This window comes from Fibrella forsythiae, from assembly GCF_017353175.1.
GTDB lineage: Bacteria > Bacteroidota > Bacteroidia > Cytophagales > Spirosomataceae > Fibrella > Fibrella forsythiae.
Genome location: NZ_JAFMYW010000002.1, coordinates 188,929 through 214,806 on the forward strand (window position 1 = coordinate 188,929; position 25,878 = coordinate 214,806).

Below are 25,878 nucleotides of genomic sequence, written 5' to 3' on the forward strand. Positions count from 1 at the left end.
CCGAAAACAGGGGCGCTGAATTTGGAGTATTAGAGGAGTCAGCATACAGGTCGAATCTAATACATGTTGCCTAACGTCAAAACACATACACGGGTGTAGTTCAAGGGTAGAATAGCGGTCTCCAAAACCGTTGATGGGAGTTCGAATCTCTCCACCCGTGCCAATCTTAACAAACGATGGAAAAGGTAACCACTTTCCTCAAGCATTCCTGGGAAGAAGTTCAGCATAATGTGACTTGGCCTAAGTTCAACGACTTGCAGGGCAGTTCGTCACTGGTGCTGATTGCTTCACTGATCTTTGCGCTTATGGTCGGTTTAATCGACTATTTGTTCGAGAACGGCCTGAATTTGTTCTACCAGTCATTCTAACTCGTTGTTTGGCCGTTTGTTTGTGATAGGTTGAACAAACAAATAAGCAAACAGACAAACAGCTATTACGTATGGTCAACGGTATCAATTGGTACGTTATCCGAGCCGTTTCAGGGCAGGAAAAAAAAATAAAATCGTATCTGGATAACGAAATCCATCGGCAACAACTCATGGAAATCATACCCCAGGTATTGATTCCATCTGAGAAGGTGTATGAGATGCGGAACGGAAAAAAGCGGATTCGCGAGAAGTCGTTTTTCCCAGGCTACATCCTGATATCAGCTGATCTATCTAATGCTCGCGCTCTGGCACTTATTACTACTATGCCGGGCGTAATTGGTTTTTTGGGCAATACTGGCTCTGGAAACTCAAAGATTCCCGTTCCACTACGGGAAGCCGAAGTAAACCGCATTTTAGGTAAAGTAGAAGAAGAAACGCAGGAAGCAGCAACGCCTACCATCGCGTACCTGAAAGGCGAATCAGTAAAAGTAGTTGATGGGCCATTCAGTGGTTTCATCGGTACAGTGGAGGAGGTATTTGATGATCGAAAGAAACTTAACGTCGTTGTTAAGATTTTTGGTCGGAGTACACCTGTTGAATTGAGTTACGCACAAGTAGATAAAGAGAACTAACAAATCGTTAGTGCTCATGCCCATGGGTCGATGCTTCCCATCGAGACACCGGGTACCCCAACCAGTCCGCTGGTAGTTAATGAAAGATACGTCAGGTATGACACTGATCTAGCAGGGAATTAACTACAAATGACTTGTAAATAAGTATTAACAATGGCAAAAGAAGTAGCTGGCTACGTTAAGTTGCAGGTAAAGGGTGGCCAAGCCAATCCATCACCTCCGATCGGTCCTGCGCTGGGTTCCAAAGGTTTGAATATCATGGAATTCTGCAAGCAGTTTAATGGCCGTACGCAGGATAAGATGGGCATGGTCTTGCCGGTACTGATTACGTACTACAAAGACAAGTCGTTCGACTTTGTCATCAAGACCCCGCCTGCACCTATTATGCTGATGGAAGCTGCTAAACTGAAAGGTGGATCAGCACAGCCAAACCGGAACAAAGTTGGTTCGGTTAGCTGGAATCAGGTGAAAACCATCGCTGAGACGAAAATGCCCGATCTGAATTGCTTCACGGTTGAATCAGCCATGAAGATGATCGCCGGTACGGCTCGCAGCATGGGTATCACAGTTTCAGGTGTAGCCCCTTGGGATAATTAGCAAACTTGCCTTAGGCATCTTAACGACATCATGGCAAAGTTGACAAAGAAACAAAAAGAAGCGCAGGCGAAGTATGATGCTACGCAGGTGTATTCACTCGAAAAGGCAGCTGAAATTCTGAAAGAGATTTCATACACCAAATTCGACGCTTCTGTAGACATCGACGTTCGTCTGGGCGTTGATCCGCGTAAAGCAGATCAAATGGTTCGGGGTGTGGCAACACTACCCCACGGCACAGGCAAAACGGTACGGGTTCTGGTGCTTTGCTCTCCTGACAAGGAAGCAGAAGCAAAAGAAGCCGGTGCAGATTATGTAGGCTTAGACGATTACATTCAGAAGATCGAACAAGGCTGGACTGACGTAGACGTGATTATCACGATGCCGACAGTAATGGCTAAAGTAGGTCGTCTGGGTCGCGTTCTGGGGCCACGTGGTCTGATGCCGAACCCAAAATCGGGTACGGTTACGCTGGAAGTGGGTAAAGCCGTGAAGGAAGTGAAAGCTGGTAAAATCGATTTTAAAGTCGATAAGACCGGTATCATTCACACCAGCATTGGTAAAGTATCATTCAGCCCGGAGAAACTGGCTGAGAATGCGCAGGAAGTAATTTCTACGTTGGTACGTCTGAAGCCTTCTTCATCAAAAGGAACTTACGTGCAGACAATTTATTTGTCAAGCACAATGAGCCCTAGTGTTAGTATTGATAAAGCAACCGTTGCCGGACTGTAAACGATGACAAGAGAAGAAAAAGGCGCGATCATTGACGACCTGAGTCAGAAGTTCCAGTCTATTCCGTATTTCTATATTACCGATGCCAGTGGCATGTCGGTAGCAGAGACGAACGATTTACGTCGCCTTTGCTTCGAGCGGGGAATTGAATACGTAGTAGTGAAGAACACCTTGATCAAAAAGGCGCTCGAAACGGTAGAAAACGCGGATTACACGTCATTTGATGAAGTGCTTAAAGGATTCTCAGGTGTAATGTTTCACCCAGAGAACGGTAAAGCAGCAGCTCAACTGATTAAAGATTTCCGTAAAACCAACAAGAAACTGCAATTGAAGGGTGCTTCGGTTGACTACAGCTTATTCGTTGGTGCTGATCAACTAGATACGCTCATCAACCTGAAGAGCCGTACTGAACTCATCGGCGATATTATTGGTCTGTTGCAATCCCCTGCCAAGAACGTGGTATCTGCGCTCACAAGTGGTGGTGGCAAACTGGCTGGTATCCTGAAAACGCTGTCGGAGCGCGAAGAAAACTAAGCCCGACAATCATTTTTTCAATCAATCTTGTAACAACTTAATTTCCAATACAAAAATGGCAGATTTGAAAGCGTTCGCTGAGCAGCTTGTAAACCTGACGGTTAAAGAAGTAAACGAGCTGGCTGCTATCCTGAAAGATGAGTACGGCATCGAACCTGCTGCTGCAGCTCCAGTAATGGTAGCTGGTGGCGGTGGTGGCGAAGCTGCTGCAGCTCCTGTTGAGAAAACGTCGTTCGACGTTATTCTTAAGTCGGCAGGTGCAAGCAAGCTGGCCGTTGTGAAACTGGTTAAAGACCTGACTGGTCTTGGCTTGAAAGAAGCTAAAGAACTGGTAGACGGTGCTCCTAAGCCTGTTAAAGAAGGTGTAGCCAAAGACGAAGCTGAAGCCCTGCGTAAGCAGCTGGAAGAAGCTGGTGCTGAAGTAGAAGTTAAGTAAGCATACTGTCGTTCTACGATACTCCAAGCGGAAAGAGGCCTGGCTGCATGTCAGGTCTTTTTCCGCTTGGAGACTTTTTATCTATATACATCGGACCGTAAAAACTATTTTTTACCGGACGGTGTTGCTTTTTTACGCCCTTTTAACTACGTTACAAAATTTCGTAAGGCAGAAGGGTGTTTTAGTATAGAATCAGTCGCTCAACTAAACGCAGAAGAGCCTTGGCTACAAACGCTAAAAACACCAACACACGCAAAAACTTTGCGACGATTCAGCCCGTAGTTGACTATCCCGATTTTCTGGATATTCAGCTGAAATCATTCCGCGACTTTTTCCAGTTGGATACTCCTTCAGACAGCCGTTCGCAAGAAGGTCTGTACAAGGTGTTTCAGGAGAACTTCCCGATTTCTGACTCCCGCGAGAATTTCAAGCTGGAATTTATTGATTATTCAGTTGATCCCCCAAAATATTCGGTTGATGAATGTATAGATCGGGGATTAACTTATTCAGTGCCCCTTAAAGCTAAACTGCGCCTGTCGAACAGTGATCCCGACAATGAGGATTTCGAGACAATCGAGCAGGAAGTGTTTTTGGGGAACATCCCATATATGACCGCTAAAGCATCGTTTGTAATAAACGGGGCTGAACGTGTCATTGTTTCGCAGTTGCACCGGTCTCCGGGTGTGTTCTTCTCAATGAGCAAGCACACGAACGGTACGAAGTTGTATTCTGCTCGGATCATTCCGTTTAAGGGCTCATGGATCGAGTTTTCGACGGACGTTAACAATGTCATGTATGCGTATATTGACCGGAAGAAGAAATTCCCGGTCACTACGCTGTTGCGGGCAATTGGCTTTGGCTCTGATAAAGATATTCTCGACTTGTTCGGTTTATCAGAAGAGATAAATGCGACGCCCGCCAGCTTGAAAAAAGCGATTGGACGCCGGTTAGCAGCACGGGTGTTACGTACCTGGACAGAAGATTTCGTTGATGAAGATACCGGTGAGGTGGTTTCTATCAGCCGGAACGAAGTGTTACTGGAACGGGATTCGGTAATTGGTGCCGACGATATTGATACGATCACAGAATCGGGCCAGAAGTCAGTCATCCTGCATAAGGAAGACATGAACGTGGCTGATTACAACATCATCTACAATACACTTCAGAAAGATAGCTCGAACTCAGAGAAGGAGGCCGTAGAACAGATTTATCGCCAGCTTCGGAACACTGAGGCGCCTGATGAGCAATCGGCCCGTGAAGTAATCCAAAGCCTGTTCTTCTCTGACAAACGGTATGACCTCGGCGACGTAGGTCGGTATCGGATCAACAAGAAGCTAGGCCTTGACGTAGCCCTCGATACGAAAGTACTGACCACTCAGGACATTGTGTCGATCGTGAAATACCTGATCGGTCTGATCAATGCGAAGGCGGTTGTCGATGATATTGACCATTTGAGTAACCGTCGGGTACGTACCGTAGGTGAGCAGTTATATGCCCAGTTCGGCGTTGGTTTGGCTCGTATGGCCCGGACTATCAAAGAACGGATGAATGTACGGGATAATGAAGACTTCAAGCCTGTTGATCTGATCAACGCACGTACGCTATCTTCGGTAATCAACTCGTTCTTCGGTACGAACCAGCTGTCGCAGTTCATGGACCAGACCAATCCGCTGGCCGAAGTGACGCACAAGCGTCGCATGTCGGCACTCGGGCCAGGTGGTCTGTCGCGGGAACGGGCAGGTTTCGAAGTACGTGACGTACACTACACGCACTACGGTCGGTTGTGCACGATTGAGACCCCTGAAGGACCTAACATTGGTCTGATCTCGTCGCTTTGCGTATTCGCGAAAGTGAATAGCATGGGCTTCATCGAAACACCATACCGGATTGTAGAAAACGGAAAGGTGCCCGATAAGCCAGTAATGTATTTGACGGCTGAAGAAGAAGATACCCATTACATCGCGCAGGCTAGTTCGGCGCTTGATCCAAAGGGTAATTTCAAAGTAGACCGTCTGAAAGCCCGTTTCGAAGGAGACTTCCCAATTTCGGAGCCATCGAGCGTGTCGTTCATGGATATTGCGCCTAACCAGATCGTATCGGTGGCTGCGTCGATGATTCCGTTCCTGGAACATGATGATGCTAACCGGGCCCTGATGGGATCGAACATGCAACGTCAGGCGGTACCACTTCTTCGTCCGGAAGCCCCAATCGTGGGTACTGGTCTGGAAGGGCGTGTTGCGGTTGACTCACGTGCCCTGGTTATTGCCGAAACAGATGGTGTAATCGACTTTGTTGATTCAACCAAAATCATTGTTCGCTATAACCTGGATAAAGACACTGGTCTGGTAACGTTTGACGAAGACGTTAAAACGTACAACCTGATCAAGTTCCGCCGGACTAACCAGGATACCTGCATCAACCTTAAGCCTGTTGTGTTGAAAAACCAGAAGGTGAAGAAAGGTGATGTGCTTTGCGAAGGCTATGCTACGCAGAAAGGTGAACTGGCGCTGGGTCGTAACATGAAGGTTGCCTTCATGCCGTGGCAGGGGTATAACTTCGAAGATGCCATCGTGATCTCTGAGCGTGTTGTGCGCGAAGATATCTTCACGTCGATCCACATTGAAGAGTTTGAACTGGAAGTACGTGATACAAAACGGGGTGAAGAGGAATTGACCTCAGAAATTCCGAACGTGTCGGAAGAGACTGTTCGTAACCTTGATGAGAATGGTATCGTGCGAGTTGGTACTGAGGTGAAAGAAGGCGATATCCTGATCGGTAAGATCACACCGAAAGGAGAAAGCGATCCGACACCGGAGGAAAAACTGCTTCGCGCTATCTTCGGCGACAAGGCTGGTGATGTGAAAGATGCTTCTAAAAAGGCACCACCTTCATTGAAAGGCGTTGTTATCGATACCAAATTGTTCTCACGTCCTTCGAAAGAAGATCGTGGTAAGCACAAAGAGGAATTGAAAGTGCTGATGAAGAAGTATGGTCGCGACCTGGTTGCGTTCCGTGCTCGCGGCATTGACAAGTTGGTTGAACTGCTGGATGGCAAAACCAGTCAGGGCGTCAAGCACCGGTTTGGTGATGAGATCATCAGTAAGGGTACGAAGTTCAATCGGAAAAACATCACGGACAACCTGTTCCCGGACAAAAACCCGTATCGCGACGAAAGTGGCTATTCGGTACCGGAAGAGGTGAACTTGATGGCTGACCTGGTGTTGGAGAACTGGACAGAAGACGAAGCAACCAACGCGTTGCTGGTGAAACTGGTCAAGAACTACAACACCCGCCGGAACGAAATTTCTGGCCGTTTCAAGCGGGAACGTTTCACGCTTGAAGTAGGCGATGAATTGCCAGCAGGCATCGTCAAACTGGCTAAAGTCTATATCGCCAAGAAGCGTAAGCTGAAAGTAGGGGATAAGATGGCCGGTCGTCACGGAAACAAAGGGGTAGTTGCCCGAATCGTTCGTGATGAAGACATGCCGTTCCTTGAAGATGGTACGCCGGTTGACATCGTTCTGAACCCACTGGGTGTACCATCCCGGATGAACATTGGTCAGATCTATGAAACAGTATTGGCCTGGGCTGGTCAGAAACTGAACCGTAAGTATGCAACGCCGATTTTCGACGGTGCTACAGAGCAGCAGGTATCTGACGAACTGACGGAGGCAGGTCTGCCTGAGTTTGGCCGGACGTACCTATACAATGGTCTGTCAGGTGAGCGTTTCGACCAGAAAGTAACAGTGGGTATCATCTATATGCTGAAACTCGGTCACCTTGTTGATGACAAGATGCACGCCCGTTCAATCGGCCCCTACTCACTTATTACGCAGCAGCCGCTGGGTGGTAAAGCACAGTTCGGTGGTCAGCGGTTTGGCGAGATGGAAGTGTGGGCGTTGGAAGCCTTCGGGGCGTCGAATATCCTGCAAGAGATCCTGACCGTTAAATCGGATGACGTGGTAGGCCGTGCTAAAGCATACGAGGCTATTGTAAAAGGCGAAAATATGCCGAAGCCGAATATTCCTGAATCATTCAACGTACTCGTCCACGAACTACGTGGTCTGGCACTTGAAATTACTTTAGAGTAAAGTTGACAGTTTCAAGTTTCAGGTCTCAGGTTTCAAGGGGCGCTGCTCGCTGATCAAAGGTTGATAGCGGCCCTCGAAACCTGAAACTTGAAACTTGACTCTTGAAACTCTTTTCAACTATATAATCTCCAACAGATGTCTTTTAAGAAGAACAAGAAACTCAACAGCGACTTCCAGAGCGTAACGATCAGCCTGGCATCGCCCGAGTCAATTCTGGAGAGTTCATACGGTGAGGTCACCCAACCTGAGACGATCAACTACCGGACCTACAAGCCTGAAATGGGCGGGTTGTTCTGCGAGCGGATCTTCGGTCCGGTGAAAGACTGGGAGTGCCACTGCGGTAAATACAAGCGGATTCGCTATAAAGGCATCATCTGCGATCGTTGCGGTGTAGAAGTAACGGAGAAAAAGGTACGTCGTGAGCGTATGGGGCACATCGAACTGGTGGTTCCTGTAGCGCACATCTGGTACTTCCGTAGCCTTCCAAACAAAATCGGTTACCTGCTTGGCCTGTCGACCAAGAAGCTGGATCAAATCATCTATTACGAACGGTACGTTGTTGTTCAATCTGGCGTAAAAGCTGCTGACGGTATCAACGAACTCGACTTCTTAACGGAAGATGAGTACCTCGATATCATCGACAAATTGCCCGCAACGAACCAGCACCTCGACGATAAGGACCCTAATAAGTTCATCGCTAAGATGGGGGCTGATGCGCTGGAGATGCTGCTTTCACGCGTGCAGTTGGATGAGCTTTCGTTCAGCCTGCGTCACTCAGCCGCAACCGATACATCGCAACAGCGTAAGGCTGAAGCGCTGAAGCGGTTGAAGGTGGTTGAGGCGTTCCGTGAGGCAAATGGTCGTGTAGAGAACCGTCCCGAGTGGATGGTGATTCGCATGGTACCGGTGATTCCACCCGAACTTCGTCCGCTTGTACCCCTTGATGGCGGTCGTTTCGCAACATCTGACCTGAACGATCTGTATCGTCGCGTTATCATTCGGAATAACCGTCTGAAGCGTCTGATAGAGATCAAAGCGCCAGAAGTAATCCTGCGTAACGAGAAGCGTATGCTTCAGGAAGCCGTCGACTCGCTGTTCGATAACTCGCGTAAAGTAAACGCGGTGCGTTCAGAAGGTAACCGGGCGCTGAAATCACTCTCTGACATGCTGAAAGGCAAGCAGGGACGTTTCCGTCAGAACCTACTTGGTAAGCGTGTCGACTATTCAGGTCGTTCGGTGATCGTGGTAGGCCCTGAACTGAAGATGCACGAGTGTGGTCTGCCGAAAGACATGGCTGCTGAGCTATTCAAACCGTTCATTATCCGTAAGCTCATCGAGCGCGGTATCGTGAAAACGGTGAAGTCGGCCAAGAAGATCGTTGACCGGAAAGACCCTGTTATCTGGGATATTCTGGAAAACGTATTGAAAGGGCACCCTGTACTGCTGAACCGGGCTCCAACGCTACACCGTCTGGGTATCCAGGCGTTCCAGCCGAAGCTGATCGAAGGGAAAGCCATTCAGTTGCACCCCTTGGTAACGACGGCCTTTAACGCTGACTTTGACGGTGACCAAATGGCCGTTCACGTTCCACTGGGACAGGAAGCTGTTCTGGAAGCTTCGCTGCTGATGCTGGCCTCGCACAATATCCTTAACCCTGCCAACGGCGCCCCGATTACGGTACCGTCGCAAGACATGGTATTGGGTCTGTATTACGTAACAAAAGGTCGGAAAACCACCGAAGACTATCCGATTGCTGGCGAGGGCATGACCTTCTATGGCGCTGAAGAAGTTGTTATCGCGGTAAATGAAGGCAAGCTGTCGAAGCACGCCAACATCAAGTGCCGGGTAAGCGTACGGACCGAAGAGGGCGAACTCGAATCGAAGATTATCGAAACGGTAGCGGGTCGCGTAATTTTCAACCAGTTTGTACCAACTGAAGTTGGGTTCATCAACGAACTCCTGACTAAGAAGAAACTGCAGCAAATCATCGCCCTGATCTTCAAGATCTCGGGTGTTGCCAAAACCGCAGAATTCCTTGATAACATCAAAGAACTTGGTTTCCAGCAAGCCTTTAAAGGTGGTCTGTCAATCGGTTTGAGCGACATCAAGATTCCTGACGAAAAGCAGGCGCTTGTTGATGACGCGAAGAAAGACGTACAGGCCGTTTGGGATAACTACCTGATGGGTCTGATCACGGAAAATGAGCGTTACAACCAGGTCATCGACATCTGGACACGTGTGAACTCACGCGTGACCGAGACGCTGATGAAGCAATTGGAAGCAGATCAGCAGGGCTTCAACTCTATTTACATGATGATGCACTCGGGAGCCCGTGGTTCTCGCGAGCAGATTCGTCAGCTGGGTGGTATGCGGGGTCTGATGGCCAAGCCACAGAAAAACCTGCAGGGTTCAGTTGGTGAGATCATTGAAAACCCGATTCTGTCGAACTTCAAAGAAGGTCTCGACGTATTGGAGTACTTTATCTCAACGCACGGTGCTCGTAAAGGTCTGGCCGATACCGCCTTGAAAACGGCTGATGCCGGCTATCTGACACGTCGCCTGCACGACGTTGCGCAGGACGTTATCATCAGTGAGGTTGACTGTGGAACGCTGCGCGGTATTCAAACGTCGGCGCTGAAAGACAACGAAGATGTTGTTGAACCGCTGTCGGAACGGATTCTGGGACGTACCTCGGTACACGATATCTACGATCCGCTGAAGAAAAACGAAAATGGCGAACCGCTGCTGCTTATCGCGAACGGTGAACTGATCACGGAAGAGATTGCTGCCATCATTGATGAAACGAGCATCGAGACCGTAGAAATTCGTTCGGTATTGACGTGTGAGGCCAAGCAGGGCGTTTGCGCCAAATGCTATGGCCGTAACCTGGCAACAGGCCGCATGGTTGATATCGGTGAAGCAGTGGGCGTTATTGCCTCTCAGTCGATTGGTGAGCCAGGTACGCAGCTTACACTACGTACGTTCCACGTAGGTGGTACGGCTTCGAACATCGCGGTAGATGCCTCGTTGCGGGCTAAGTTTGACGGTGTTGTTCAGTTTGAGGAAATGCGGACGGTAGCTTCACAAGACAACGAAGGCAATCCGCAGACGGTGGTGATGGGACGTTCAGGTGAGGTGAAAATCGTAGATCCGAACAACCCGAACATTGTTTTCATCAGCAACAACGTACCATATGGTGCCTTCCTGCGGGTGAAAGAAGGTGATGTGGTGAAGAAGGGCGCCGAGTTGTGCGTCTGGGACCCCTACAACGCCGTCATCCTGTCTGAACTGACTGGTAAAGTGTCATTCGATGCCATTGAAGAGGCGATCACTTACCGCGAAGAATTTGATGAGCAAACCGGCTTCCAGGAAATGGTTATCATCGAAACGCGTGATAAAGCGAAAAACCCGTCGATCATCGTAACGGGCACGACCACACTGCTTGACGATACCACCGAGAAAGGCTATAACCTGCCCGTTGGCTCACGTCTGGTTGTGAAGTCAGGTCAGTCGATTGTGGCTGGTCAGCCGCTGGCGAAGATTCCGCGAAACGTGGGTAAGACCCGCGACATTACGGGTGGTCTGCCACGGGTAACTGAACTGTTTGAAGCCCGTAACCCGTCGAACCCGGCGGTTGTATCGGAAATCGATGGTGTTGTGACCTATGGTGCCATTAAGCGTGGTAACCGCGAAATCTTCATCGAGTCGAAAGATGGTACTCGCAAGAAGTACATGGTGCCTCTGGCCAAGTTTATCCTGGTACAGGACAATGACTTCGTAAAAGCCGGTTCACCGCTGTCTGACGGAGCCATTACGCCAAGTGATATTCTGTCGATCAAAGGCCCGACGGCTGTTCAGGAGTACCTCGTGAACGAGATTCAGGAAGTATACCGCTTGCAGGGTGTGAAAATCAACGATAAGCACATTGAGTCGATTGTTCGGCAGATGATGCAGAAAGTTGAAATCACTGACTCGGGTGATACCAACTTCCTCGAAAATCAGGTTGTTGACAAGTGGTTGTTCCGTCAGGAAAACGACAAGATGATGGACGCCAAAGTGGTAACCGACGCGGGTGATTCAGAGAACCTGAAGCCTGGTCAGATCATTTCGGCCCGTCGTCTGCGCGATGAGAACTCAAGCCTGAAACGTCGTGACATGAAGATCGTAACTGTTCGTGATGCGATGACTGCCGTATCTCAGCCAATCCTGCAAGGTATTACGCAGGCGTCGCTGGGTACCGACAGCTTCATCTCGGCGGCTTCGTTCCAGGAAACGACCAAGGTGTTGAGCGAAGCCTCGATTCGGGGTAAGCAAGACAACCTGGAAGGTTTGAAAGAGAACGTAATCGTTGGTCACCTGATTCCGGCTGGTACGGGTACACGCAAGTACCTGAACACCATCGTCGGTTCGCAGGAGGAACTCGATACGATCACCGAATCGCGCGAGCAATTCTCTCGGAGCAAGAAGAAAGTAACGGCCTAGTTCAGGTACGTTACCAACGAATAGAAAAGGCCAACTCGGAAACGGGTTGGCCTTTTTGCGTTTGGTCGGGTACGTTGCCTACACGAGCGTAAACTGCAGACTAAATAGATACGTTAAAAGCTTATATTTGATATAAACCGAATTGATTATGAACGCTATACGTCAGATTGTCAGTCCGTTAAATGGACGGATTTCAATAGATATTCCCGAAGAGTATCGGCAGAAGAGTTTTGAGGTGATCATATTACCTATAGATGACACATCTGATAAAGAACAGATTCAGGCTAAAATGGCTCGTTTTCTTCAGACGCTGCCACTTACAGAACCTGACCTAACCGACGCCGACATTTTAGCGGAAATCAAAGAAGTGAGAGCAAAACGATATAAATAGTGAGCCGATTGGCGTAGTAATCGACACGAATATATGGGTGAGTATGGCCCTGGGGAGTCGTGTAGTATCAGAGCAAATGCAGGTGATTATTCAACGGCCTGATATTGACTTGTACATATCTGTTGAACTGCTCGATGAACTAACGGAAACACTCGCTAAACGACGTTTACAGAAATACCTTACTCAGGAACGTACTCAAAGCCTGTTTGATTTAATCTGGTTAAAAGCTAAACTGATTCAGGTGAGTAGTGCTGACTCGCATTGTCGAGACCCCAAAGATGATTTTATAATCAATTTGGCTATCGAAGCGAAGGCTCAACTTATCATTACTGGTGATGATGATTTGCTGGTACTTAACCCCATTGATAAAATCGAGGTACTTACTCTTTCTGAGGTCATTCAACGATTTTAACTAGTTGGTGGTATACCTCGGTCTAGTTCAGGTGCGTTATCAGCGAATAGGAAAGGCCAACTTGGAAACGGGTTGGCCTTTTTGCGTTTAGCTATGCGGTAATTACAAGCTCTCGGTTGTACTTCCGGCGGTAATCTTGTGGGGTTAGACCAGTAATCTGTTTAAAGACTTTTCGGAAGGTCTTCACGTCGTTATAGCCCACATCATACATGATAGCGCTAACGTCGTTGCGGTCTTTTTCGAGAGCTTTTTTCGCCGATTCGATCTTTACGCGTTGGAGGTATTCCTGTGGGGTGTTCTGGGTGGCGCTTTTGAACCGGCGGATGAAGTTGCGCTTGCTCATATTAGCCTGATCAGCAATCTGTTCGACGGAAATGGGTAAGTGGAAATTCGTTTCAATGAACGTCTGCGCTTTCAGAATATCCTGATCGTCGTGCTGTCGTTGCCCCTGGAAAACAGCGAAATATGATTGGCTTACCCGATCCAGATCGATGTTGAACATCCGGCTGATACCGATACACATGTCGCGGCCACAGAATTTTTCGATCAGGTAGAGAATCAGATTCCAGGAGAGTAAGGCGCCGCCGCTGGTGTAAATCCGGTCTTTGTCGGTCATGACGGTATCGGTAAGTACCTGCACGTCGGGGTAGCGGGTCTGCATATCGTCGAGCGCTTTCCAGTGCGAGGCACACGACTTGCCGGATAAGATGCCTGCTTCGGCCAGAAAATAGCTGCCAAGGCATAAACTGGCTATCTCTGTACCATTGGTATATTTCGTGGCAATCCAGTTGATCAGCGCCTTGTTTTTAGCAATGGCTTCGTCGGGTTCTACATAAAAAGCTGGTACGATGATCAAATCTGTATCGGTAACTTCGTCGAAGGTTTTGGCACAGATGAACAGCGCAGGTACGTTGAGTTGAATATTTTTCAGCTTTTCACTCACTAACTCAAGGCGAAAAGGTACTGGCTGTCCAATTTGTTGCGCGTATCCATTTGTGGCGGCCAACAGGTCGATAACGCCGGAAATAGAGGCCAGCACGGCATCTTCGTAGACCAGCAACGAGATTGTTTTCATGGGGGTAAAAAGAGGTTTCAGGTACGTTCAAGATACTACTTTTTAATGGATGAATCAATCCATATAGACGGTTAAAACAACACGATAAAGGCTATTTTAGGGATTATCAGTATATTCTAATTGCTAGAGTAGAACGAGCTCATATCGACGTAACCCAGCCTATGTTTTTTCGTTTTTATCCTCCCGCTTACGCCCGATGTGGCCTTGGTACATCATCTGACCAATGTAGGCGCTTACGTAACACCGGGCGGCCGACCTATAGCAACCGGGCAGAATATGGCAACGCTCGTTCTGGTAAAACAGCGTGATTCAGGGAAATGGCTTTTAGCGGCAGGAGAAAACATGGTTGTCGATGCATCTGCCCAAAAGAGCGGCCCTGTCAACGATAAATAGCAACGTACCTGAGAGGCTGGCTTCTGAAGATGGATAAAATAGACATGCTGACACGCTGGCTGATACTGTGCTAGTTGACCAACCAGCTTTCCCCGACAACCAGCTAATCGGTAAGTTAGGGGGCTGGTGAACACAACTCTGGTAAGCCTATTACGTTATGGGGGTATGAATACACCCATGTCGAAGACAACAGCCGAGATTACGTTACAAAAGGCTGTTGAAAAAATTGGTCGCTATCTGGGCGTCGACCGCTGTTTCCTGTATGTACGCCAGCCCGAGCAGCAACGCGGGCGAACCGCCTTTCAATGGCGCCGAAACGAAACCATTCCCGATACCATTCAACCCGATTGGCAACCTGATACAACGCAGTTACCCAAAGACGATCCCCTCATTCGGGCTGGGCTGGAAATGCAGCCGTCAGTATATATTGACGACGTAGATAAAGCCAGCCCTGAGGTGCTAAATCGCGAGTTTGAGCAGCGGACGTTTGGTCATCGGGCCCTCATTCATGCGCATGTGCAGGCAGAAGGGCAACTCTGGGGTATTCTTCAGCCCTGTGTGTTTGGTGTGCCCCGCCAATGGTCGCCTAACGAACGGGCCTACATCGAGCGACAATTACCAAGCTTGGTGGCTCCTATTCGGGCGTTTGTGGCTGAGTAGGCCGGAAAAATAAATGTCCGTTTGTTTCATGATCAGTGAAAACCTGAGCTCGAAGCAAACGGACACTATCTGATCCCGACAGTTCAGGCTCAACTATAGCGGTCATTCCGCCAGGGGTAGGCAGTATCGGAATAGCCGCGCTCTTCCCAAAAACCAAGGCGGTTACCATTCATGAATTCAATTCGTTTGATCCATTTAGAGCCTTTCCAGGCGTATAGCTGCGGCGTAATCATACGAACTGGTCCACCATGTTCAAGCGATAGTGGCTGCCCGTCGGCGGTGTGAACCAACAAGACGTCTGGCTTCAGTGCTTCTTCCAGCGAAATGTTGGTCGAGTAACCATCGTAGCCGTAACACATCACGTGTGTTGCCGAACCTTTAGGGTCAACCAGGGCGGCGAGGTCCATGAAGCGAACGCCAACCCAGGGAACATCGAGCCGCGACCAGGTAGTAACACAATGAAAATCACTGGTATCTTCAACCTGAGGCAACTCCATGAAATCAGTCCATTTCAGCCGAACAGGGTGGTTCACGTCACCGTCTATGTTTAACTGCCATTTGTCGAGCGGAATATTCGGCTGATAGCCGAGGTCGAGTACAGGCCATTTGGTGGTAACCGTTTGCCCGATGGGTACCTGTGGCATGCCGTGCCGATTAGCCGGGCCTTTCCCCCGTGGTTTGAATGGCCCTTCCAGGCTATCCGCAACCGAAGGGGTTTGGGCTATTTTATCTTCAAACCGACGTTTCAGCTTCATTCGAGCTTCCACAATACGGTCAAGTTTATCGTTCGTTTCCATGGGGTGAATTCCTTTCTTTTCTAACGAATAAGCTCTGTCGCTTGTTCGCTCTAACCAGTTAATCTAAACGCCCATTACAGGCTTACACCAGGATTGATGTTAAGAAATAAGCGTGCCTGTTTATAGGGTGCCTGTTGTCATCACTGACATTGTACCTTTGGCCTACGAAACAATGCAACTTATGAGCGAGAAAAAACCGCTGATTCTGGTAACCAATGATGATGGCATCACCTCGAGGGGCATTGCCTTTTTAGTCGACTGCATGCAGGAGCTGGGCAATGTGGTGGTAGTGGCTCCCAATAGCCCACAGTCGGGAATGGGCCACGCCATTACCATTGCCAATCCGTTACGATTGTATCCGACAACAGTATTTCCTGAGTTGCCTGCCTACGAATGTTCAGGTACGCCCGCCGACTGCGTAAAGCTGGCTAAACACCACGTTTTGAAAGATAATGCTCCCGACCTGGTGGTTAGTGGCATCAATCACGGGAGTAATTCAGCCATTAGCATTCTGTATTCGGGAACCATGTCTGCGGCTATTGAAGCAGCTATAGAAGGCATTCCGGCAATTGGGTTTTCGCTCGCCGACTACACGCGGGAACCCGATTTTTCGCATACACGTGAGTACGTTCTATCCATCGCCAGAAACGTTCTGGAAAAAGGAATCAAGAAAGGTGTGGCGCTGAATGTAAACTTCCCGGCGCGGAGCCCGGAACCACTGAACGGGGTGAAAATATGCCGTCAGGCCGATGCAAAATGGCAGGAGATTTTCGACGAACGCCGCGACCCGAATGGCCGACGCTATTTCTGGCTGGCTGGCGAATTTGTGAATAACGACCCTGGTAAAGACACTGACGAGTATGCACTCTCGCAGAATTACGTGTCGGTTGTTCCCTGCCAATACGATCTGACCGCCTACGATACGATGGCAACAATGAGTGAGTGGAATTTATAAGTTTACAGTCTGCTGTCTTTTGTTTTCAGTTGCCCGGCCAATGCCGTTTCTCCCAGGAGAAACGGCAGCCGGAAGCAGAAGGCAGCAAACGCCTTAACTCAATAGTATGGCAATTCTTGGAAGCTTACTGAAACGCGGTATACGGCTGACCAATGTGGTGCAACGTCGTAAAAAGTTGAACCCTTTTCGGGCGCAGAAGAAGACGCTGTTAAAGCTGATCGAGAAAGCGCGCTATACGGAATTTGGGCAGCAGTATAAATTCGATGAGGTGCTGCGTGAGGGGCATTTTGGTAGTGAACGGGCTTTCTATGAGGCCTATAAGCGGAATGTACCCGTTTACGACTACAACTCTCTTTTTGGGGCCTGGTGGCATCGGTCACTGGCAGGCGAAAAAAATATAACCTGGCCGGGTCGTGTGAACTATTTCGCGCTAAGCTCGGGTACGTCGGAAGCCGCTTCGAAGTACATTCCGGTGACGAAGGCCATGAGTAAGGCTATCCAGAAAACGAGTATCCGCCAGATTCTGACGCTCGGAAAATACCAGCATTTGCCAGCGTCTCTCTACGAAAAGGGCTATCTGATGCTGGGCGGTAGCACTAAGCTAAATGCTCGGGAAGGGCACTTTGAAGGTGATCTGAGCGGTATTACGGCTGGTAAGATTCCATTCTGGTTTCAGCGGTTTTACAAGCCGGGTCCCGAAATCGCTCAGGAACGCGACTGGGGTGTTAAACTTGATGAAATTACCGAGCAGGCGGCCGATTGGGACATTGGGTACGTGGTTGGTGTGCCCGCCTGGATTCAATTGCTGATGGAGAAGATCATCGCCCATTACAAGGTAAAAACGATCCACGATATCTGGCCGAATCTGGAAGTATTCTGTCACGGTGGCGTATCGTTCGAACCCTACAAACAAGGGTTCGAAAAGCTGCTGGCGCATCCCATAACCTATATTGAAACGTACCTGGCGTCGGAGGGGTTTATTGCCTACCAAACCCACCCGCAGGCTGAAGGGATGCAGTTGGTCCTGAACAACGGGATTTTTCATGAGTTTGTCCCCTTCAACGAAACCAATTTTTCGTCTGATGGCGTGATGGTTGACAACCCGGAGACACTGATGATTGATGAGGTTGAGGAAGGAAAAGAATACGCCCTGCTGCTGTCGACCTGCGCGGGAACATGGCGCTATTTGATTGGTGACACCATCAGGTTTACCTCGGTCAGAAAAGCGGAGATCGTTATTACCGGCCGCACAAAGTTTTTCCTGAGCCTGTGTGGTGAGCATTTGTCCGTCGATAATATGAATAAAGCGGTTGAGCTATCGGCGCGGGAGATGAGCGTTGATGTGCGGGAGTTTACGGTGGCCGGAATTAACCACGATCCCCTTTTCGCGCATCACTGGTACATCGGCACCGACGGAAACGTAGATGCTGACCAACTCCGCAACCGGATTGATGCACATCTGTCGGAACTGAACGATGACTACGCTACCGAACGAAAACATGCGTTGAAGAATGTGTTTCTGACTGTGTTGCCAACGCATACATTCTACAACTGGATGGAAGCGCGTGGAAAAATGGGCGGCCAGCACAAATTTCCGCGTGTGTTGAAAAAAGGGCAAATTGCTGAATGGCAGGCCTTTATTGAAAAATACGTGGAACCGTAATCTGTTGCGGCTCTACATAACTACCACCACCCATGCGACCATGCTACTTGCTGCTTCTGCTGCTTCCCGGCCTGGCAAATGCCCTTGCGCCGCCGCTTAGCCCGCGCAATGCCAATTACCGGATCGATGTTCGGCTGAATACAGATACGAAGCGGCTGGATGGAAAGCAAACGTTGACCTGGCGGAATACATCGCCCGATCAGATTCGGGAGTTGCAGTTTCACATGTATCTGAACGCCTTTAAAGACGCCAATTCCACGTTCATGCGGGAGTCGGGCGGGCAGTTGCGGGGTGATGCGCTGGATAAGTCGAAACCGCAGAATTTCGGCTGGACAAAGCTGACGGCGCTGACCGATCAGCGAACGGGCGAAAGCCTGATTGGCCAGGTTCAGTTTATTCAGCCCGATGATCGGGCCGCAGGTACGTTCAATCCCGACGATCGGACAGTGATTCGGGTGCCGCTGAGCAGACCCGTTGCACCCGGTGAGACAATCGTGCTCGATATGGCGTTTCAGGCCAAGTTGCCCAAGATCTTCGCGCGTACTGGTTTCGATAAAGACTTTTTTCTGGTCGGGCAGTGGTTTCCGAAAATCGGTGTGTACGAACCGGCCGGTATGCGTGGGCGCAACGTTGGTGGTTGGAACTGCCATCAGTTTCATGCACATTCGGAATTCTACGCTGACTATGGCACCTACGACGTAGCCATAACCACGCCACAGGCATTTAAAATAGGCGCAACGGGTTGGCAAACAGGTGAAACCAGTCTGAAGGATGGCCACAGAACCACCCGCTGGCACGCCGACGATGTTATAGATTTCGCCTGGACAGCATCGCCCCATTACGAACTGATTGACAGTCAGTGGCAAGGAAAATCAGGCGTGCCGGTTAAGATTCGGTTGATGATGCAGCCTGAACACAGCGATCAGGCGCAACGCCATTTCGATGCGGCCAAAGCAGCGTTGGCATATTTCGACACGTACCTGGGCCGGTATCCGTATTCGACCCTGACCATCGTTGACCCGCCACTGCGGGCTTCGGGGGCTGCTGGTATGGAGTACCCGACGTTCATTACCGCAGGCACGTCCTGGGCCATTCCCAACGGACTTCGCTTCCCGGAGATGGTAACCGTGCATGAGTTTGGCCACCAATATTTTATGCTGCTTTTGGCTAGCAACGAGTTTGAAGAAGCCTGGCTCGATGAAGGGTTTAACCAGTATTACGAAGGCCGGATCATGGATGCCACGTTCGGCCCCCAACGCGGTATGGTTGATTGGTTTGGTTTTCGGATGGGCGATATGGAAGCATCGCGCGATGGGTACGTTCATATGGACAACCCGGCCATCAGCCCGTCGTATGGCAATGTATGGCAACTACCATCGAGCAATTATGGCGAGCTGACGTATTCAAAAACGGCCACCTGGCTGCGAACGCTTGACGGACTGGTAGGCCGTTCGGTAATGGATGAGATCATGCAGACGTACTTTAACCGCTGGCAGTTTAAGCATCCTAACGCCCAGAGTTTTATCGATGTAGTAAACGATGTGGTGCCGCGCCGTCTTGGGCCAAAATATGGCCCGAATTTAAACTGGTTCTTTGACCAGGTGCTCTTTGGCGATCAGGTCTGCGACTACAAACTGGCCCGCCTAACCAACCGCACCAACAGTCCTGCTACGCTACGCATAGATCGGCTGGGTGATATGCAATTACCTGTTGAGGTTCTGGTTCATTACGAAAATGGCCAGGAGGAAACGCTTTTCTGGGATGGAAAAGCACGCACGCATACGTTTACTGCACCTAAAAAGGGCCGCGTAGTGTGGGCACAGGTTGATCCAAAGCAGAAGCTATTTATGGATGTGAATGTGTTAAATAACAGCTATTCGGTTAGCCCGTCGGCGGCACCATCAGCGAAGTATGCTACCCGGTTTCTGTTTTGGATAGAGAACGCCATGCAATGGCTGGCCTGGCTGGCTTAAATTCCAGGTACGTTACCAGAAATGTGAATGTATATTAATTTCGGTGAAGCATTCATTTTATCAGAATCGTAACAGCTGTCATACAACGTACCTAAAAAATCAGAAAGGGCGTTGCTCGATCACTAAAAGTGATTGAGCAACGCCCTTTCTGATTCAAGCGTCAACTCTATTTCACTGTATACGTAAACAGTGTAGGGGCGGCTGTTCCGGTGCGGCCAACGGCACCACGAACCACCAACGTGTATTTACGACCCTGATTCAGCGTGTTAAAACTGAGCGCGGTTCCGATAGCCGTGGTTGTACCGGTGCTACGGATCTGTAACGAGTACGGCGATGCAGCTGCGTTGGGATCGACCTCAACATAGGCTGATACCCCTTTATAGGCCAGATTGGTTACGGGTGTGGTCACCGTTGCTGGTGTACCCGAGGCGATGGCAAGGTCTACCGATTGGCCGGTACTAAGCAGATTCAACACCCGAATGTAGTTTTTCTTCGGGTTGGCTACCGTTTGATCATCGTCGATGATAAAACCTACTGGCGCTGCCGCAGTACCGGCAGCAACTACCGAGTAGTACTTGTCAGCTTCCAGGGCAACGGGCGCGGTCAGAACAGCCGTTTCTGCAACGGTACCTGAGGCTACCGTTGACACTTTCAGGGTCGTTTGCCCTGGCATAAGCGCCGAATACTCTGTTGGGAACGAAGTGCCGTAGGCGAGCGCTGTACCGTTTAGTTTCGTATCGTTGGCAAACACGTTCACCGTTGGCCCGTCAACTACAGCGTGCACGAATTTTACCCGTGCCCCGGTAGCCGGAATCTGGTTACTCTGGATATCGCTTTTCGTACCGCAGGCACTTAGAAGCAAACCTAATCCGCCGAGGAGGTATATGGTTGTTATCTTAAACATCTTAGTTTCTAAAAGAAGGTTTAACCACTAGGCAGCACCGGCATGGTACGTTGGCCAGCCGGTGCGTTGCCTTTTTTAGGGTTGAGAGAACCACATCGGAACTGTGTGATAGTCTGGCTTATCGGCACCGATCTTGGCCAGTGAAGCTGAATTCCACATGTATTCCGAGTTGAACCGGGGACGTACCCGCTGTACCGTTTTGCCACTGTTATCGGGGAACAGGCTGGCTGGCGGAGTAAAGCTGGTATAGATGTCCGGGCTGTACTGGAAGCGACGCATATCAACCCAGGTTTCGAGCATACCGTGGCCATACATGGCGATGTATTTCTGGAGCATGATGTTGCTCAGCGTCAGGTCGGCGGCGGTTTGAGCCACTGCTTTACTGGCCAGGTACGTTGCCCGCTGGGCAGCTGTTACACGTTTCGTTGCGTCTGTTTCCAGGCTGTTCAACAGATCGAAGCTGGCATTGATGCCGTTTCTATAAGCAACTAGCGCAGTAGCCCGGTCACCTTTTCGGAAAGCCGCTTCGGCTTTGATAAACTGCAATTCACCGTAAGTCATCAGCGGATAAGGGGCGTTATCGCGGAACATACCCCGGCCAATGCCCGACAGTGCTACGGTGTTGCCACCCCAGAACGTTGGAATGAAGGCTGGCGTATTCGCTGCATTCGGGTCGCCCTGCCCCGGAGCAATAGCGCGATAGACGCCATCGGCCGAGGGGTTGAAGAGCAACGTCTGACGAGGGTCAGGAGCGCCCATCGTCGTACCGTTCATCAGGTTCATTGCAAAGAGGGCTGGCCGGTAAGAACCGAGGTTATTCCGCAACGGGCCGAAGAAGTTCGAGTCGTCGGAGTTTGATCCGTTATGCGGCACCAGGAAGTTGTCGGCATTGCTGGCCAGTGATTTATCCACGAACGCAATAACATCATCGGGTTTGTAGCTGGCTTTGTTGCTGATGTGGTTGGCATTACGAGCCAATACGGCATACACAAACTTGGTCCATTTGGCGCGGTCGCCGCCGTAAACCAGATCGGCGCGGGTAACAGTACCGGGTGTAATCGGGTCTTCTTTAGCCAGATCGGCCAGGGCGGCATTCGCCTGCGTTACTGCCTCGGCATATGCTACTTCCTGCGGATCGAAATCGAATGAGTAGCGGCCAAACTCAAACACCTGCTTCACAATCATATCGCCATGCCAGTCGGTAGTTGACTGCAGGCTCCAGGCCCATATGGCCTTGGCAATGCCACCGTAGGTTGGCCGGTTGGTTTTGGCGGCATCGTCCATGATCAGGAACAGGTTGGCCCCATTTCCGAAATAGTGTGACCGCCATTTCTCCGCGCCTGCATCCGAACTGGCGGCGTAACCCTGCCGATCCCAGACGTTTGATGCTGTAGTGAATGCCCAGTTTTGGATGAACGAACCGGCATATCGGCTATCGAACAGTTCACCCCGCGCCATCTGAGCAAACATAGGCGGGAGTACTACCGGCGACGAAGCCACCTGTGGCGTACTCGGGTTGGTGTTGACGTCCAGGTAATCTTTACAGCCGCTCGTGCCCAACAACAGGGCCGCGACGATTAAAAGGTATCTTTTCATGAGTTTTGTTGATGTTACAATTGGATCTGAACGCCGAACGAATAACCGCGTGGCACGGCCACCGTACCGTAGTCGAAACCAGCAGCACCACTACCACCCGTTGAGGCGTTCAGGCCGTTGATTGATGGGTCGGCACCGGTGTAGTTGGTCAGCAGAAACAGATCAGTACCGGTGAAGAAAACGCTGGCACCGCGCAGAATTTTATTATCGCCCAGTAAACTTTTCGGGAAAGAGTACCGCAGTGTGACATCGCGTAGCCGCAGCCAGTTGATGTCATGTTCAATAAAGTCAGATTCTACGTAAGCCGTGTTATAGAAGTCGTTGCGAGTGCTGGGCGTAACCTGAATGGTATTCACCGTTGGTTTCTCCGAGTTCTCCAGCCCATCGCGCAACACGCCCTTCACAATCCGTGGGGTTTCGCGATCAAGTGTTTTAGTGCTTAAGCCGTTGGCATACAAGAATAACTCGTTGGCGTTGAACACATCTCCACCACGACGAATGTCGAGCAGGGCCGACAGTGTGAAGTTCTTGTATCGGAACGAGTTGGTTAGACCCATGGTAAACATCGGGTTGCGGTCGCCGATCTCGGTAAAGCTCGTGTTCTTCACAGGATAACCGTTTGCCGGGTTGATCAGGATATCACCCCTGGTATTACGCAGGTAGTCGTTACCGCCGAAAGCTGTGGCTGGCCGACCGGGGAACAGGCTGTTCCGAACGTTGGCATACATCCAGGTATCTGACAGGTAAAATTCTGACTGGCCAGCCGGCAGGCTCTGTACTACACTGTTGTTGCGGGTAAAGTTGACCGTTACGTCCCAGTTGAAATTGGCTTTACGAATTGGGTTACCCGTCAACAGCAGTTCAAGTCCCCGGCTTTCGATGGTGCCGCTGTTGATGTATTGCAGGATGAAACCCGTGGCATAGCTAAGTCGCGGGGCTGAAATCTGATTCTCCGCTTTGCGATTGAAGTAGGCCGCATCGATGCCCAGCCGTCCGTTAAACAGCCGAACATCGGCACCAATTTCATACGATGACGTACGTTCGGGTACCAGAATACCGTTACCACCCGTCACATTGTAAGCCAGACCACCGCCCGTTGTTACCTGACCCAGCAAGTTCGACTGTGTGATGTAAGGCACCGGCGCATCTTTACCTACTTCGGCATACGACGCCCGCAGCTTGGCGAATGAAATCAGCTTGCCACCTTGCAGGTTAGGTAGTTCAGTCAACACAAAACTGCCGCTCACCGATGGGTAAAAGAATGAGTTGTTTGCCTCGGGCAACGTACTCGACCAGTCATTGCGGCCCGTCACGGTCAGGTACAGCATGCTTTCGTAGCTGGCCGTAAACTGACCGAACACCGCCTGACGACGAATCAGGTTCAGCGTGTTTTTGGCGCGTTGTGTGGTTGGCAGCGTGTTATTGATACCGTTGAAATCCACTTCGTAGAATTGTTCGCCCCGAACCGCATCAACATTATACCGACGATCATCAAACGACGTACCCAGCAGCAACGACGTGCTGATTTTGCCGAAGTCTTTCTTGCCCGTAACCAGCAATTGACCATTCAGCAACTGGCTGATCTCGGTGTAGTTTTCAATGCTTCCCCGCGTGGCAATAGCCCGGTTCGATTGGGGGTGGAACAGCAGGTTACCCGTTGTCGAGTAAATATCGGCGCCAACAAGGCCCTGTACTTTCAGCCACGACAGCGGATCATACGTCAGCGTTACGTTGCCCAGCACGCGGTTCGTCTGGTCTTTGTTCTTGTTCTTATAAACGTCGAAAAACGGGTTGTCAATGTCCTGTGTGTCGCTGTTTGGGTTCAGACGGCGGCGTGTTCCATCGTTGTTCGTGTAATTACGCGCATCATCAGTCTGAGGCCATGATAGCAGGGCTAGCAACGTGCTACCCGCACCCTTACCCGCTTTTGTGTTGCTGGTGTTGATGTAGTTAAACGTGGTGCTGGCTTCCAGTTTGTTGGTGATCTTGCTATTTCCTGCCAGCCGGACCGATAGCCGTTTGTAATCGGTTGTTGGAACAACGCCCTGCTGGCCCGTGTAGCCTACGCTGAGACGATACGACGACCTATCGTTACCCCCTTCCAGACCCAGGTTGTGGCGGCTGGTGTAGCCCGTCTGGAAAAAGTTGTTCAGGTTGTCGTACAGCGGTACGTCTGACGCGTACTTGGGGCCGAAATACAGGCGGGTTGGCGTACTGAAGGTGCCATTGTCACCGGGACCGTATGTTTTCTGGTAAGCCGGAAAGCGATATACGTCTTCAAAACGGAAGGCATTATCATAGGTAATTCGGCCGCGACCGGCTGCTCCACTTCCCTTCTTTGTCGTAATAACGATTGCACCCGAGGCGGCATCAAGGCCGTAAAGGGCTGATGCTTCCGGCCCTTTCAGGATCGTCAGCGTTTCAATATCGTTTGGATTGATATCGGCGCCCCGGTTCTGGTAATCGTTGTTGCGGTTTGGCGAGTCAGATACCAACGCACCCTGGTTGAACGTCCGGTTGTCGATCGGCAGACCATCTACTACGAACAGCGGCTGGTTATTACCGCCAATTGAACTGATACCGCGCAGGGTAATTGAGGTCGACGCCCCGGGGTTGCCACTGGTGGGTGTGATTGAGGCCCCCGCCACCCGTCCGTTCAGGGCGTTCAGGAAGTTGTCGCGCTGTGTTTCAGCAATCACGTTCCCTTTCACTTCCTGAACCGAATAGCCCAGCGCCCGTTTTTCCTGCTTTACACCAAGGGCCGTTACAACTACTTCGTTGAGTTGGTTGTCATCGGCCTGCATGGTTACGTCGATCACTTCGGCGTTGCCAACAACGACATCGCGCAGTTTATTGCCAATGAAACTGAAGCGTAGCGTTTGGCCCACATTGGCCTGAATACGGTAATTGCCGTCAGCGTCGGCAGTGGTTCCGCGGGCCGTGCCGAGCACAATGACACTGGCCCCTGGAATTGGCTTGTTGTCTTCTGATGACGTTACTTTTCCTCTGATGTCGCGGCTTTGTGCCAAAGCTGCCGATATAGACAGGCTTAGGCACAACCAGAACAACAGGCATCTACGTAGCGATTGCTCCATGATGAATGATTGTTTGAGATGAGAAAGGTATTTCCCCAAGTCGGGAATTAACAAAGTTCTCGATAGACTACCAGTATTAAAAGGCGATTAGCAAT

19 protein-coding genes and 1 tRNA gene are annotated in these 25,878 nt (G+C 50.2%); 15 read left to right on the forward strand and 5 right to left on the reverse strand.

Features of this window, described 5'->3' with window-relative positions:
* Positions 1-89: 89 nt before the first annotated feature.
* From J2I46_RS06930 to J2I46_RS06980, 11 genes are all read left to right on the forward strand, one after another.
* Positions 90-163, forward strand: a tRNA-Trp gene (locus tag J2I46_RS06930).
* 13 nt (positions 164-176) lie between these two features.
* A complete protein-coding gene (gene secE / locus J2I46_RS06935; protein ID WP_207328288.1) occupies positions 177-368 on the forward strand; it encodes a preprotein translocase subunit SecE in 192 nt (63 codons plus the stop codon).
* Positions 369-439: 71 nt separating this feature from the next.
* On the forward strand, positions 440-1,000 hold the full coding sequence (nusG, locus tag J2I46_RS06940) for a transcription termination/antitermination protein NusG (RefSeq protein ID WP_085410815.1): 561 nt from the start codon (positions 440-442) through the stop codon (positions 998-1,000).
* 153 nt (positions 1,001-1,153) lie between these two features.
* Positions 1,154-1,597, forward strand: a complete 444-nt coding sequence (gene rplK / locus J2I46_RS06945; RefSeq protein WP_207328289.1) for a 50S ribosomal protein L11 — start codon at positions 1,154-1,156, stop codon at positions 1,595-1,597.
* A 30-nt stretch (positions 1,598-1,627) separates the two neighbouring features.
* Positions 1,628-2,326 (forward strand): 50S ribosomal protein L1, encoded by a 699-nt coding sequence (rplA, locus tag J2I46_RS06950; RefSeq protein ID WP_085410813.1) that lies wholly within the window; start codon positions 1,628-1,630, stop codon positions 2,324-2,326.
* Positions 2,327-2,329: 3 nt separating this feature from the next.
* Positions 2,330-2,860, forward strand: coding sequence for a 50S ribosomal protein L10 (gene rplJ, locus J2I46_RS06955; RefSeq protein WP_207328290.1), 531 nt, complete (start codon positions 2,330-2,332; stop codon positions 2,858-2,860).
* A gap of 55 nt (positions 2,861-2,915) precedes the next feature.
* Positions 2,916-3,296: a 50S ribosomal protein L7/L12 gene (gene rplL / locus J2I46_RS06960; RefSeq protein ID WP_085410811.1), complete on the forward strand. Its 381-nt coding sequence runs from the start codon at positions 2,916-2,918 to the stop codon at positions 3,294-3,296.
* 221 nt (positions 3,297-3,517) lie between these two features.
* Complete coding sequence (gene rpoB / locus J2I46_RS06965; protein ID WP_207328291.1) at positions 3,518-7,387, forward strand: DNA-directed RNA polymerase subunit beta; 3,870 nt, start codon at positions 3,518-3,520, stop codon at positions 7,385-7,387.
* A gap of 135 nt (positions 7,388-7,522) precedes the next feature.
* On the forward strand, positions 7,523-11,869 hold the full coding sequence (rpoC, locus tag J2I46_RS06970; protein ID WP_207328292.1) for a DNA-directed RNA polymerase subunit beta': 4,347 nt from the start codon (positions 7,523-7,525) through the stop codon (positions 11,867-11,869).
* 148 nt (positions 11,870-12,017) lie between these two features.
* Positions 12,018-12,260 carry a hypothetical protein gene (locus J2I46_RS06975; protein ID WP_207328293.1) on the forward strand — a complete coding sequence of 81 codons (243 nt, stop codon included), beginning with the start codon at positions 12,018-12,020 and terminating at the stop codon, positions 12,258-12,260.
* A 19-nt stretch (positions 12,261-12,279) separates the two neighbouring features.
* Complete coding sequence (locus J2I46_RS06980) at positions 12,280-12,672, forward strand: putative toxin-antitoxin system toxin component, PIN family (protein WP_310589013.1); 393 nt, start codon at positions 12,280-12,282, stop codon at positions 12,670-12,672.
* Between the two features lie 91 nt (positions 12,673-12,763).
* Here J2I46_RS06980 and J2I46_RS06985 read toward each other — a convergent pair whose 3' ends face one another.
* Positions 12,764-13,747 carry a GlxA family transcriptional regulator gene (locus J2I46_RS06985; protein WP_207328295.1) on the reverse strand — a complete coding sequence of 328 codons (984 nt, stop codon included), beginning with the start codon at positions 13,745-13,747 and terminating at the stop codon, positions 12,764-12,766.
* A 570-nt stretch (positions 13,748-14,317) separates the two neighbouring features.
* Between J2I46_RS06985 and J2I46_RS06990 the strand changes: the two genes are divergently transcribed.
* Positions 14,318-14,800, forward strand: coding sequence for a GAF domain-containing protein (locus J2I46_RS06990; RefSeq protein WP_207328296.1), 483 nt, complete (start codon positions 14,318-14,320; stop codon positions 14,798-14,800).
* An 89-nt stretch (positions 14,801-14,889) separates the two neighbouring features.
* Here J2I46_RS06990 and J2I46_RS06995 read toward each other — a convergent pair whose 3' ends face one another.
* Complete coding sequence (locus J2I46_RS06995; RefSeq protein WP_207328297.1) at positions 14,890-15,597, reverse strand: molybdopterin-dependent oxidoreductase; 708 nt, start codon at positions 15,595-15,597, stop codon at positions 14,890-14,892.
* Positions 15,598-15,778: 181 nt separating this feature from the next.
* Here J2I46_RS06995 and surE point away from each other — a divergent pair, with 181 nt between their 5' ends.
* The 3 genes from surE (at position 15,779) to J2I46_RS07010 (ending at position 20,188) form a co-directional block, all read left to right on the forward strand.
* On the forward strand, positions 15,779-16,552 hold the full coding sequence (surE, locus tag J2I46_RS07000; protein ID WP_207328298.1) for a 5'/3'-nucleotidase SurE: 774 nt from the start codon (positions 15,779-15,781) through the stop codon (positions 16,550-16,552).
* 106 nt (positions 16,553-16,658) lie between these two features.
* Positions 16,659-18,215 carry a GH3 family acyl-acid amido synthetase gene (locus J2I46_RS07005; RefSeq protein ID WP_207328299.1) on the forward strand — a complete coding sequence of 519 codons (1,557 nt, stop codon included), beginning with the start codon at positions 16,659-16,661 and terminating at the stop codon, positions 18,213-18,215.
* A gap of 32 nt (positions 18,216-18,247) precedes the next feature.
* Positions 18,248-20,188, forward strand: coding sequence for a M1 family metallopeptidase (locus J2I46_RS07010; RefSeq protein WP_207328300.1), 1,941 nt, complete (start codon positions 18,248-18,250; stop codon positions 20,186-20,188).
* 166 nt (positions 20,189-20,354) lie between these two features.
* Here J2I46_RS07010 and J2I46_RS07015 read toward each other — a convergent pair whose 3' ends face one another.
* From J2I46_RS07015 to J2I46_RS07025, 3 genes are all read right to left on the reverse strand, one after another.
* Positions 20,355-21,092: a DUF4397 domain-containing protein gene (locus tag J2I46_RS07015; RefSeq protein WP_207328301.1), complete on the reverse strand. Its 738-nt coding sequence runs from the start codon at positions 21,090-21,092 to the stop codon at positions 20,355-20,357.
* 75 nt (positions 21,093-21,167) lie between these two features.
* Positions 21,168-22,688: a SusD/RagB family nutrient-binding outer membrane lipoprotein gene (locus J2I46_RS07020; RefSeq protein ID WP_207328302.1), complete on the reverse strand. Its 1,521-nt coding sequence runs from the start codon at positions 22,686-22,688 to the stop codon at positions 21,168-21,170.
* 14 nt (positions 22,689-22,702) lie between these two features.
* Positions 22,703-25,783: a SusC/RagA family TonB-linked outer membrane protein gene (locus tag J2I46_RS07025; protein ID WP_207328303.1), complete on the reverse strand. Its 3,081-nt coding sequence runs from the start codon at positions 25,781-25,783 to the stop codon at positions 22,703-22,705.
* Positions 25,784-25,878 lie beyond the last annotated feature (95 nt).

What these genes read in the sequence shown, in the direction of transcription:
- surE (WP_207328298.1), top strand. Translation starts at nt 15,779, where the DNA reads ATGAGCGAGAAAAAACCGCTGATTCTGGTAACCAATGATGATGGCATC.
- rpoC (WP_207328292.1), top strand. Translation starts at nt 7,523, where the DNA reads ATGTCTTTTAAGAAGAACAAGAAACTCAACAGCGACTTCCAGAGCGTA.
- J2I46_RS07005 (WP_207328299.1), top strand. Translation starts at nt 16,659, where the DNA reads ATGGCAATTCTTGGAAGCTTACTGAAACGCGGTATACGGCTGACCAAT.
- nusG (WP_085410815.1), top strand. Translation starts at nt 440, where the DNA reads ATGGTCAACGGTATCAATTGGTACGTTATCCGAGCCGTTTCAGGGCAG.
- J2I46_RS07010 (WP_207328300.1), top strand. Translation starts at nt 18,248, where the DNA reads ATGCGACCATGCTACTTGCTGCTTCTGCTGCTTCCCGGCCTGGCAAAT.
- rplJ (WP_207328290.1), top strand. Translation starts at nt 2,330, where the DNA reads ATGACAAGAGAAGAAAAAGGCGCGATCATTGACGACCTGAGTCAGAAG.
- J2I46_RS06995 (WP_207328297.1), bottom strand. Translation starts at nt 15,597, where the DNA reads ATGGAAACGAACGATAAACTTGACCGTATTGTGGAAGCTCGAATGAAG.
- rplK (WP_207328289.1), top strand. Translation starts at nt 1,154, where the DNA reads ATGGCAAAAGAAGTAGCTGGCTACGTTAAGTTGCAGGTAAAGGGTGGC.
- secE (WP_207328288.1), top strand. Translation starts at nt 177, where the DNA reads ATGGAAAAGGTAACCACTTTCCTCAAGCATTCCTGGGAAGAAGTTCAG.
- J2I46_RS07025 (WP_207328303.1), bottom strand. Translation starts at nt 25,783, where the DNA reads ATGGAGCAATCGCTACGTAGATGCCTGTTGTTCTGGTTGTGCCTAAGC.
- J2I46_RS07020 (WP_207328302.1), bottom strand. Translation starts at nt 22,688, where the DNA reads ATGAAAAGATACCTTTTAATCGTCGCGGCCCTGTTGTTGGGCACGAGC.
- J2I46_RS06985 (WP_207328295.1), bottom strand. Translation starts at nt 13,747, where the DNA reads ATGAAAACAATCTCGTTGCTGGTCTACGAAGATGCCGTGCTGGCCTCT.
- J2I46_RS06975 (WP_207328293.1), top strand. Translation starts at nt 12,018, where the DNA reads ATGAACGCTATACGTCAGATTGTCAGTCCGTTAAATGGACGGATTTCA.
- rplA (WP_085410813.1), top strand. Translation starts at nt 1,628, where the DNA reads ATGGCAAAGTTGACAAAGAAACAAAAAGAAGCGCAGGCGAAGTATGAT.
- J2I46_RS07015 (WP_207328301.1), bottom strand. Translation starts at nt 21,092, where the DNA reads ATGTTTAAGATAACAACCATATACCTCCTCGGCGGATTAGGTTTGCTT.
- rplL (WP_085410811.1), top strand. Translation starts at nt 2,916, where the DNA reads ATGGCAGATTTGAAAGCGTTCGCTGAGCAGCTTGTAAACCTGACGGTT.
- J2I46_RS06990 (WP_207328296.1), top strand. Translation starts at nt 14,318, where the DNA reads ATGTCGAAGACAACAGCCGAGATTACGTTACAAAAGGCTGTTGAAAAA.